The 11,827-nt window shown below is 52.4% G+C and carries 5 protein-coding genes and 2 rRNA genes; all 7 read left to right on the top strand.

Annotation, left to right across the window (positions count from 1 at the left end):
• Nucleotides 1-341: ribosomal RNA gene (locus tag BIY29_RS16220) — 23S ribosomal RNA — on the top strand; the annotation flags it as partial.
• 183 nt (nt 342-524) lie between these two features.
• A 5S ribosomal RNA gene (rrf, locus tag BIY29_RS16215) occupies nt 525-640 on the top strand.
• 249 nt (nt 641-889) lie between these two features.
• On the top strand, nt 890-1,819 hold the full coding sequence (gene metA / locus BIY29_RS16210) for a homoserine O-acetyltransferase MetA (RefSeq protein WP_121576103.1): 930 nt from the start codon (nt 890-892) through the stop codon (nt 1,817-1,819).
• 200 nt (nt 1,820-2,019) lie between these two features.
• Complete coding sequence (locus BIY29_RS16205; RefSeq protein ID WP_147437170.1) at nt 2,020-4,437, top strand: hypothetical protein; 2,418 nt, start codon at nt 2,020-2,022, stop codon at nt 4,435-4,437.
• A 166-nt stretch (nt 4,438-4,603) separates the two neighbouring features.
• Nucleotides 4,604-8,287, top strand: coding sequence for a methionine synthase (gene metH / locus BIY29_RS16200; protein WP_121576101.1), 3,684 nt, complete (start codon nt 4,604-4,606; stop codon nt 8,285-8,287).
• A gap of 223 nt (nt 8,288-8,510) precedes the next feature.
• Nucleotides 8,511-9,491: an AraC family transcriptional regulator gene (locus tag BIY29_RS16195; RefSeq protein WP_240630173.1), complete on the top strand. Its 981-nt coding sequence runs from the start codon at nt 8,511-8,513 to the stop codon at nt 9,489-9,491.
• A 171-nt stretch (nt 9,492-9,662) separates the two neighbouring features.
• Entirely contained in the window at nt 9,663-11,774 is a 2,112-nt protein-coding gene (foxA, locus tag BIY29_RS16190) for a ferrioxamine B receptor FoxA (RefSeq protein WP_121576100.1), read from the top strand.
• Nucleotides 11,775-11,827: the final 53 nt, after the last annotated feature.

Genomic DNA, 11,827 nt, shown 5'->3' with positions numbered 1-11,827 from the left:
AAAGTGGTACGCGAGCTGGGTTTAGAACGTCGTGAGACAGTTCGGTCCCTATCTGCCGTGGGCGTTGGAAGATTGAGAGGGGTTGCTCCTAGTACGAGAGGACCGGAGTGAACGCACCGCTGGTGTACGGGTTGTGATGCCAATTGCATTGCCCGGTAGCTAAGTGCGGAAGAGATAACCGCTGAAAGCATCTAAGCGGGAAACTTGCCTCGAGATGAGTCTTCCCTGGGACTTTGAGTCCCCTGAAGGGCCGTTGAAGACGACGACGTAGATAGGCTGGGTGTGTAAGCGTAGCGATACGTTGAGCTGACCAGTACTAATGACCCGAGAGGCTTAACCTTACAACACCGAAGGTGTTTTATTGAGACAAAATCGACGGTAACGATTTTGAAGAGTGCGGAGCGCTGGTCCCTTAGGGGAGGGTATCAGGATGATACGAATAGACTCAGAAGATATTCAGCTTGTTTTGAGATTGGTTCCGGTGGTTGCGCGAAAAGCGTAACGGTCGGGATGAAACAGATTTGCCTGGCGGCGATAGCGCGGTGGTCCCACCTGACCCCATGCCGAACTCAGCAGTGAAACGCCGTAGCGCCGATGGTAGTGTGGGGTCTCCCCATGTGAGAGTAGGGAACTGCCAGGCATCAAACGAAGTAGAAAGCCTCAGTCGCAAGACTGGGGCTTTTTGCATTCTGGTGTTCGTTACACTATTTGATTTGATTATTTCTCACCGTTTCCCCTTCCGTTATGCGAAAACCAGATAAATATATCCAAATAGTGATGAAACTTTTTCACCTTAGCCAGTGTTTACTCGACATTGTGATCAAAAATCGCTATCTTCGGGCATCTAGAAGTCTAAACGTATAAACGTATGCTGTGAGGATATAAGGTTATGCCAATCCGGGTTCCTGATGAGTTGCCAGCGGTAAACTTTCTGCGTAATGAGAATGTTTTTGTGATGACGTCCTCTCGTGCTAAAACGCAGGAAATTCGTCCTTTGAAAGTGCTGGTACTGAACCTGATGCCGAAGAAGATCGAAACTGAGAACCAGTTTCTGCGACTGTTATCAAATTCCCCATTACAGATCGATATTCAGTTACTGCGTATAGATAGCCGTGAGTCGAAGAATACGCCGACAGAGCATCTGAATAATTTTTACTGTAACTTTGATGATATCCAGGATGAAAACTTTGATGGATTGATCGTCACGGGAGCGCCGCTGGGGTTGATTGATTTTTGTGATGTGGCCTACTGGCCGCAGATCGCAAGGGTGATTGACTGGGCAAAAGGGCATGTAACCTCCACACTTTTCGTGTGTTGGGCAGTACAGGCAGCTTTAAATATTCTGTATGGCATTCCGAAGATGACCCGCACGGAGAAATTATCAGGCGTCTATTCACACTATACGTTGCAACCTCACGCTTTATTGACCAGGGGATTTGATGAAACGTTTTTAGCGCCTCATTCACGTTATGCGGACTTCCCTACTGATGTTATTCGCAAACATACTGACTTAGATATCTTGGCGGAGTCTGTGGAGACAGGGGCTTATCTGTTTGCCAGTCGAGATAAGCGTCTGGCTTTTGTTACAGGTCATCCTGAATACGATGCATCGACGCTGGCGAGTGAATACTTTCGCGATCGCGAAGCCGGGCTTAACCCAAAACCCCCGGTGAATTATTTTCCTGATAACAATCCTGAGGTTGCACCTAAAGCGACCTGGCGCAGCCACGGACATTTGCTGTTTGTTAACTGGCTTAACTATTACGTTTACCAGATCACGCCTTATGATTTGCGTCATATGAACCCTACATTGGACTGAACGACGCTTTTCCCCGCCTCAGGCGCCTTTCCGGCGCCTTTTTTATATCTATACTTTGATTTTAATTAATTAGGCTTAAAAATTTTTTTACTATTAAAGACGCCTTTTTATCACCGAACGCTGAGGTTGTCTCGAACCCTTTATCCCGCCGAGTTACCTAAGAGAAAGCGGATGTTCTATGGATTAAGAGGGATAGGCGAATGAAGATTGGGATGAGGGCAGGGCTGGCAGGGGTAAGCGATCCTATGAGCGAGACGTTGCAAAGTGACGATACAGGGCGGCTAACGCGCTCGTCAGAGCAGCACCTCTCCTTGCAAGCGGCCTGTGCGTCCGCTGTTGTGGATTTTGGGACGACGCCATTAAGTGATGAGGACAAACCGTATAAAAAGCGGCAGGCGGTGCGGGAGCGGTGGGCATTTACTCAGCGTAAGAAGGGGACGACGTTTAAAAATGAAGCGGTCGAGGCGCGAGGCGGATCGACTCAACGGCGTTCAGGACAACATGTAGAGAACAGCCTGTGGCACTTCAGTAAACAGCGTCGTGACGAGTTCGACGGCTTGCGATCGACATATAACCCATCTTTATCCGGTGCGGCGTTTCTTCGTGTGATCCGTGATTTGACGGACGCAGCCCATCCTCTCACCAATGTGCAATTGCCTACGGAACGTAATGATATTCGGCTCTTTAGCATCCGTGTGGCGGGGTATGATGATGACGTTTATGTGCTACGCCGTGATACCAATGGCGAATTACGCGACCTGCGTCGGTTGCGACGACCAGACGACGGAGATGAGTTACACGCGGTAATGGCACAGATGGAAAAAAGTGCGTTTCAGTCTTCTGGCAGAGCGGCAGCTATGCACGGCAAATCGATTAGTCGCCCGCGCCTGGATGGTTTGTGGGAAAGCAGCAGGCGTAGGCAAGAATTTCAGGCGCTCTATTCCGCTTACCGACAGTTACCCGGCAAGATTGATACGACGAGAGGCCATTTTTTCGATGAGCTTTATAAATTGACGATCAGCGCTGAAAAGCGCGGCGGCGGTCAAGAGACCGGCGTGTCGGACATTCGGTTATTCAAAATCCAGGTGCCGGGCGCGTCTGAGCCGGTGCAGATTTTGCGCCGCCTCAATGCTTCTGGCGGTTTGGCGGACATTCGATTGGTTTCGCAGACTCCTTTGGAAGAGATTCTCGATCAGATGTCCGACTCGCATACCCTCAGTAGCGCCGTGTCGGCGGTTTTGTCCACACCGCGTCGGGACAGACACCTGCCCATATTGTGGAACAAGCATCTTGCACATCGACTGACCAGCGAGTGGGAGAATTTTCGCCGCACGCAACCGAAGGATAACCCGGTTGACACTGTGGCGTTTGTCCGGCATCTGGATGAGCTATGCGACAAAAATCCGGGCGAAATGGCGGATAGCCGATTTGGCATCACGCGGCATACCATCACGCCGTTGGGTAGTTTGCAACCCATTACCATGTTGCGGCGTAAACCGGAAGGTGAACAGACTCGTATGCGGGTGGTTGACAGCGAGCACGCCGAACGTCAGGCGCTTCGATCGCTACGGGCCATCGGCCCTAAGCGTAAGCCGGATGCAGACGTCAACGTCGCGCCTGATAAACGCCGAAAAATTCTGGCGCAGCAAAGTCAACAGAGGGGCGCATCGACGAGCAAGGTAGCGAAAGGCAACCCGCGTTTGGTTGGTGAGGCTAATCGCGCTTCGGCATCCCAAAACACAGCTAATGTTCAGTCGCCGCCCGGTACATCCTACCCGCAAGTGTATAAGGTCACCGTTCCGCAGCATTACAAGGAGAGAAAAGTCGACATCGTCCATATTGTTACCAACGACGTCGAGCGTATGCGGGGAGGACCGCAGACGTTGGAATCGGTGTACGCCAATAGCCCGGAGTTGATCAGACCGCCGCGTTCATATGAAAGTGACCGAGAACGTCAGGTACTGCGATGGTTGTGCTCGGCACTTCTGAATGCGTTCCCCGCAAGTAAGGAAGTACAGGCATACTATGACCGGGCAAGTGATGAGATATGGATTTCCTCCAACTCGCGAGGGGCTAATCGCAAGATCAGAATGTTGTTGAACGAAGGAGGGTTGCAAGGAGAGCTGCAAAATCAGATTCAGGCGGGAAAAGGCAATGAGGATATGAATGACCGGTGGTTGCGCCACGCGTCGCGGCTTGACAATGTACTTCACGATCGTTCAGCACGACATCCCGGCACGGATCCGGTGCTTGAAGCCATCGCCAGAGGGGGGATTCGGGTATCTTCGGAAAGGTTTAACTTCACAGAGAGGGGGAAACTGATTGACCTGCACGCTGAACGCCGGATCAAACAGGCCTATGAAAAAGCAACGGGCAGCACACTGGATCCTAACCGCCTTGTGGGAACCAAACGTCCATGCGGTACGTGTGCCGAGGAGCTCCAATTCCCCGACGATCATCGCCGTGGGCCTTTCTGGCAAACAAGAGCGGCGAACATGCTTGTTAGTACGGCTTCAGTAATGAATACGAATATCGCGAAAGGCATTCCGACGTATATCTCCCGCGACAGGAACGGGCAACTGAATCTGTACGTTTCGGACAGCGACTCTGACGACTAGCCTGCGCCGCTCTCCGGCTGCGGGAGGTAATCGTCCATAAACCGAGATCGCCGACCCGGTGGATTGCCTGAAAAAGTCTCATGCGGCGCCACGTTAGCCGATGGGCAACTTATGTTAGGATAGGCGCTTGCATTGGTGAGATATTCATCGCTGGTATGAGGTACTTGTGATTAATCGGGTAGACGAATTGCGCCGTCAGTTAGCGCAACGCATTATGGTGTTGGATGGTGGTATGGGAACCATGATCCAAAGTTATCGTTTGCAGGAAGAAGATTACCGCGGCGAGCGATTTGCTGACTGGCCGAGTGATGTCAAAGGCAATAACGATCTTCTGGTGTTGACCAAACCTCAGGTGATTACCGCGATCCACGACGCTTACCTTGGGGCTGGCGCTGATATCCTTGAAACCAATACGTTTAACTCCACGACTATCGCTATGGCTGATTATGGGATGGAATCGCTGTCAGCGGAGATAAATACCACCGCTGCACAGCTTGCCCGCACCTGTGCGGATAAGTGGACGGCGCTGACGCCGGATAAACCACGTTATGTGGCGGGCGTGCTTGGCCCGACCAACCGAACCGCCTCTATTTCCCCTGATGTTAACGATCCGGCATTCCGTAATGTCAGTTTTGATCAACTGGTTTGCGCTTACCGTGAATCCACTCGTGCGTTGATCGAGGGTGGTGTCGATCTGATCATGATCGAAACCATCTTTGATACCCTGAATGCCAAAGCCGCTGTCTTTGCGGTTGAAACCGAGTTTGAGGCGCTGGGCGTTGAATTGCCGGTGATGATCTCCGGTACTATCACCGATGCGTCCGGGCGAACGTTATCCGGCCAGACAACGGAAGCCTTCTACAATGCGCTACGCCATGCCCGTCCGCTGTCGTTTGGCCTGAACTGTGCGCTAGGGCCGGATGAGCTGCGTCAGTATGTGGCGGAGCTTTCCCGTATCGCGGAATGCTACGTGACGGCGCACCCGAATGCAGGGTTGCCGAACGCCTTTGGCGAGTACGATCTGGATGCGGCGGAAATGGCGCGGCACATCGGTGAATGGGCGCGTTCTGGCTTTCTGAATATTGTTGGCGGTTGCTGCGGTTCCACGCCGGAACACATTGCGGCTATTGCCCACGTGGTCGACGGCGTTGCGCCGCGTAAGCTACCGCAGATCCCGGTGGCCTGCCGTCTGGCAGGGCTGGAACCGTTGAATATTGATGCCAATACGCTGTTTGTCAACGTTGGCGAACGCACCAACGTAACGGGTTCTGCGCGGTTTAAGCGGCTGATTAAAGAAGAAAAATATAATGAAGCGCTGGATGTGGCCCGCCAACAGGTAGAAAGTGGTGCGCAGATCATCGATATCAATATGGATGAAGGCATGTTGGATGCCGAAGCGGCAATGGTTCGTTTTCTCAATCTGATTGCTGGCGAACCTGATATTGCCCGCGTCCCGATCATGATCGACTCCTCGAAATGGAGCGTGATTGAGCAAGGGCTGAAATGTATTCAGGGCAAAGGCATTGTGAACTCCATTTCCATGAAGGAGGGGGTTGAAGCCTTTGTTCATCACGCCAAATTGGTTCGCCGTTATGGCGCGGCAGTGGTCGTTATGGCGTTTGATGAGGTGGGCCAGGCGGATACCCGCGCCCGTAAGATTGAAATATGCCGCCGCGCCTATCATATTTTGACGCAAGAGGTTGGCTTCCCGCCGGAAGATATTATTTTCGACCCCAATATTTTTGCCGTCGCCACCGGGATTGAAGAGCATAATAACTATGCGGTCGATTTCATTGAAGCCTGTGCCGATATTAAAGCCCAGTTGCCCCATGCGATGATCTCGGGCGGTGTGTCTAACGTTTCCTTCTCTTTTCGCGGCAACGATATGGTGCGTGAGGCGATCCACGCGGTATTTCTCTACCATGCGATCCAGAACGGCATGGATATGGGGATCGTTAACGCCGGACAACTGGCTATCTATGACGATCTCCCCGCCGAACTGCGTGATGCGGTTGAAGATGTGATCCTTAACCGCCGGGATGACGCTACCGAACGTATGCTGGATCTGGCGGAAAAATACCGCGGCAGCAAGTCAGACGATGAAAGCAACAAGCCGCAGGCAGAATGGCGTAGCTGGCCGGTTAAGAAGCGGCTGGAATATTCTCTGGTTAAAGGCATCACCGAGTTTATTGAGCTGGATACCGAAGAAGCACGCCGGCAGGCGGATCGTCCGATTGAAGTGATTGAAGGCCCGCTGATGGACGGCATGAATGTGGTGGGCGACCTGTTTGGCGCCGGTAAAATGTTTTTGCCGCAGGTGGTGAAATCCGCCCGCGTAATGAAGCAGGCGGTGGCCTACCTTGAGCCCTATATCGAAGCCAGTAAAGCCAAAGGCACCACTGCCGGCAAGATCCTGCTGGCGACGGTAAAAGGAGACGTACACGATATCGGTAAGAATATCGTCGGTGTGGTGTTGCAGTGCAATAACTATGAAATCATCGATTTGGGCGTGATGGTGCCGATGGATCGGATACTGAAAACCGCCCGTGAAGAGAAAGTGGATATTATCGGCCTGTCCGGCCTGATCACTCCGTCCCTTGATGAGATGGTCAATGTGGCGAAAGAGATGGAACGCCAGGGGTTTACCCTGCCGTTAATGATCGGCGGGGCGACGACATCGAAAGCGCATACCGCGGTGAAGATTGAGCAGAACTATAGCGGCCCGACCGTGTATGTACAGAATGCGTCCCGTACGGTAGGGGTGGTTTCCGCGCTGCTGTCCGACAGTCAGCGCGATGATTTTGTGGCCCGTATCCGCAAAGAATATGAAACCGTGCGTATCCAGCATGGTCGCAAGAAACCCAGAACGCCCCCCGTCACGCTGGAAGCAGCACGTGATAACGCATTCTCGCTGGATTGGGAAAACTACACTCCTCCTGTTGTCCATCGATTGGGCGTGCAGCAGGTTACCGCCAGTATCGATACGTTAAGGAATTACATCGACTGGACGCCATTCTTTATGACCTGGTCGCTGGCTGGCAAGTACCCGCGTATTCTGGAAGATGAAGTGGTGGGCGATGAAGCGAAACGGTTATTTGCCGATGCCAATGCCATGCTGGACGACCTGTCGGCACAAGGCTCCCTTAACCCACGCGGCGTGGTGGGGCTATTCCCCGCTAACCGGGTAGGGGATGATGTGGAAGTTTATACCGATGAACGGCGTGATGAGGTGCTGCTGGTCAGTCATCACCTGCGTCAGCAAACGGAAAAAACAGATTTCCCGAACTATTGCCTGGCCGACTTTGTCGCGCCTAAATCCTGTGGTAAGCCAGACTATCTTGGCGCTTTTGCGGTCACTGGAGGGCTGGAAGAGGACACGCTGGCCGAACAATGGGACGCGCAGCATGACGATTACAATAAGATCATGGTGAAAGCGCTGTCGGACAGGTTAGCAGAGGCTTTCGCCGAGTATCTGCATGAACGTGTGCGAAAAGTGTATTGGGGGTATGCGGCAAATGAAAACCTCAGCAATGACGAATTGATTCGTGAAAACTATCAGGGAATTCGTCCGGCGCCGGGATATCCGGCGTGTCCCGATCACACCGAAAAGGCGGAAATCTGGCAACTGCTGGATGTTGAAAAGCACGCGGGGATGAAGCTCACCGACTCTTATGCCATGTGGCCGGGAGCGTCGGTGTCCGGTTGGTATTTCAGCCATCCTGACAGCAAATATTTCGCGGTGGCGCAGATTCAGCGCGATCAGATCGAGGATTACGCCAAACGCAAAGGCATGAACATCAGTGATATTGAGCGCTGGCTGGCGCCGAACCTGGGCTATGATGCGGATTAGATCAAGATAAGGATGAAAACAGCCGGGTTTGGCCCGGCTGGAAAGGGGCCATCCGTCAAAACGCCTTACTTCCTTTTGGCTTCATACTGTACGAAATAACATGATGAGAATGGTTATCAATATTATTGATGCCTGTTGGCGCTGATGATATGGTGAGGCGGATAATAATTTGCTTTGGTATTTTTCCCCCCAGCAACGGCTGGCCTGATTCTGAGTCCTGAACATGGTTAACGCGTATTCTCCCACTCTGTTAAAACGCCATTTTTCAATAGAAGATTTTTTTGATTTTGGCGAGCGTTACGGGATCAGCTATCACTTTCCCGCACTGTCGTCGTGCCGCGACCGCGATAAAGAAAAACGTATCGTCGTGCAGGGAAACGTTGAAGAGATGGTATTGCCGTCCGGCATCTACCTGACGAACTCCAACGTACAGGTTTTACAGCCCTATGAATCGACCTCGTTGCACTGTTCTCCAATGTATACGCTGGTGGTGCTGGATGGTTGTGTGACAGTCCGACTGAATGGCCGGGAATTTGTTGTGCGATCGGGGATGGCGTTGCGCACCAGGCTGGGTGAACAACTGGTGATGAATGCCAGTCATCCGGCTGATCATCATCTTAAGACATTGACGCTGGGCATTAACCCGGCCAGTTTCCAGCCACAGCCAATGATGGCGTCTCTACTGCATGAATGGGAAAATGCAAAAAGCCCTGCTTTTGTGTGGCAACTGCCCGGTTATTTGTTGTCTGGTTTGCAACACGCGCTGGAAAACTCGGTTGTCGGGCTACCGCGCCAGTTCATGCTGGAAGGGGTCATGCTGCAACTTTTGGGCTATGGCCTGTCAGCCGAATTGCAGGTGGAGGAAAAGGGTTACTTGCCCTCGCCGGGTGAGCGGTGCCGCCTGGAGAACATTCGCCAGTTGCTGCAACGGCAACCGGAGAACGCCTATACATTACATGAACTGGCGCAATCAGCCGCTATGAGCCCCAGCAGCCTGAGGACCAAGTTCCGCCAGACCTATGGGTATTCGGTGTTCGACTACCTGCGCGATTGCCGGTTGGAACTGGCCCGCCGTTATCTTGAACAGGGTTACCCGGTTCAACAGGCAGCCTGGATGTCGGGCTATCAACATGCCACGAATTTTGCCACCGCGTTCAGAAGGCGCTATGGGATTGCGCCAAGTGTGGTGCGCGCCAATACCTAAGATGCCACTCAGCGATGATGCTTGCTTTTATTCTCGCTTAATTTCCAAATAGTTCCCGCCAGACAGCCCTTTTGTTATTGCGCATACGTAAGTTGTCATTGCGCATAGCTACTGCGTTGGTAAAAACGGTAATAATTCTTATTTACAACAAAAGGTCTTGTGGAGAATTTCATGTTCAGAAAAACGCGGTTGGCACTACTGATAGGGTCTATCGCTGGCGGCTTTAGCGTATCGGCGCTGGCGCAGGAGGAATCAACGTCTTCCCGCTCTTCCACTCAGGGAGATACGCTGGTTGTCACCTCGCAAAAGCAAAGCGGAGCGACCAAGCTGGCTACGCCAGATATTGAAACTCCGCAGGCCGTCTCTGTTGTCACGCGTGAGCAGATTCAAGAGCAGGGGGCGACCAGCGTACGGCAGGCCGTGAGCTATACGCCGGGCGTGTTCAGCAATCAAATCGGTGCCTCTAACCGCTTTGATTATATGGTTCTGCGCGGCTTTTCTGACGGTAGTCTGGATAATGTTTATCTCGATGGCTTGAAAATGATGGGAGACACTAACTCCCACAGTTCACTGGTTATTGATCCCTGGTTTCTGGACAGCATTGAAGTGGTAAGAGGCCCCGCTTCAGTACTGTATGGACGAGCCTCTCCGGGCGGGATTGTGGCGCTGAACTCTCGGCAACCCTCCTTTGAACGCAGCGGACAGATCAAATTGTTCGCAGGCAATAACGCACAGCGCGGCGCGGCATTTGACGTAACCGGCCCGCTGGATGATGACGATCGTCTGGCGTTCCGCCTCAGCGGCATGGCTCGCAAAGCGGATACGCAGTTCCGGCCGATGGAAGAAGAGCGTTATGCGATTGCCCCCAGCCTGACATGGCGTATTTCCGATAAAACCCGGCTGGAACTGATGGCCTATCTGCACCGCGATCCAGAAGGCGGCAGTCATTCGGGATTACCATATGAAGGTACTGTTGTGGCGCATAACGGTGGGAAAATCTCCAATACCTTCTATGAAGGCGAGAAGAATTACGAAAAATACGACCGTAAGCAAAACATGGTGGGATACAACTTCGAACATGGTTTTGATAATGGCTGGGCGGTACGTCAAAAACTGCGCTATCTGGAAAGCAAGGTCAGGTTGGATCAGGTATATGCCTATGGCTGGAACACGGGCGACACGCTTACCCGATACTATTCCGGTTCGCGGGAAAAACTGTCGGCGATCACACTGGATGACCAACTCGACGGTAGTTTTGATACCGGCGCGGTGAACCATCGTGTGCTGGTGGGGGTGGACTATCAGCAACGTCACAATGATGTGGAATGGCCTTCCGGGGCGTTTCCTGCCATTGATGCATTTAACCCGGTCTATGGCGCGCTGCCGACAGCGATGTATCCTGCAACCCGTGAGAAACATAAGCTGCAACAGACGGGGATCTATTTGCAGGATCAAATGAGCTGGGAGCGCTGGCGTTTCACGCTAGGTGGTCGCCAAGATCAGGTGAAAGTGACCAGTATTGATAAGAGCACAGGTACTCGTAGCGAACTGGATAAGGATAACTTTAGCTCCCGGGCGGCATTACTCTATTTGTTTGACTCAGGCTTTGCCCCTTATGTCAGCTATTCCACTGCATTTACGCCGACCAGTTTTGTTGGCGAAGATGGAAACGTGCTCGAGCCGATGAAAGGCCGACAGTGGGAAGCCGGGCTGAAATATCAGCCGGAAGGTTCGCAGAGCCAGTACAGCATGTCGGTGTTTCGTATTAATCAGAAAAATGTTGCGACGAAAGTTCAGCCTACTGATCCCTACCGCTCTGTGGGCGAAATTGAATCAGAAGGGGTGGAGTTGGAAGCCGTCAGCCACTTAACGGAAAACCTGCGTTTGCAGGCGGCCTATACCTACACGGATATCCGCTATAAGAAAAGCAGTACGGAAGAACAGGGAAAACGTGCGGTGTACGCGCCACGTAACCAGGCCAGCGCCTGGGCCAGCTACGATGTGAACCGTGGCCCGCTCGATGGTTTGACGATGGGTGTTGGCGTGCGCTATGTGAACGGTATTACCAGCGATCGCGCCAATACGCATACGCTGCCTTCCTATACGCTGGTGGATATGGCGGTAGGGTACGATTTGTCAAAGGTGGGATTGAAAGGACTCAGTACACAGTTGAACGTGAATAACCTGACGGATAAAAGCTATATCGCGGCCTGTAACTCGTTGGAATTCTGTTATTTCGGCGCAGAGCGCAGCGTTGTCGCCAGCGTGTCTTACTCATTCTGATATCACTATGCTAAACAGGCCGGGTTATCTCCGGCCTGTCAGACCATTGACAA

The sequence above is a fragment of the Brenneria alni genome (assembly GCF_003666245.1).
GTDB lineage: Bacteria > Pseudomonadota > Gammaproteobacteria > Enterobacterales > Enterobacteriaceae > Brenneria > Brenneria alni.
Note: the sequence above shows the minus strand (reverse complement) of the source record. Positions and strands in the feature narration are given on the sequence as shown.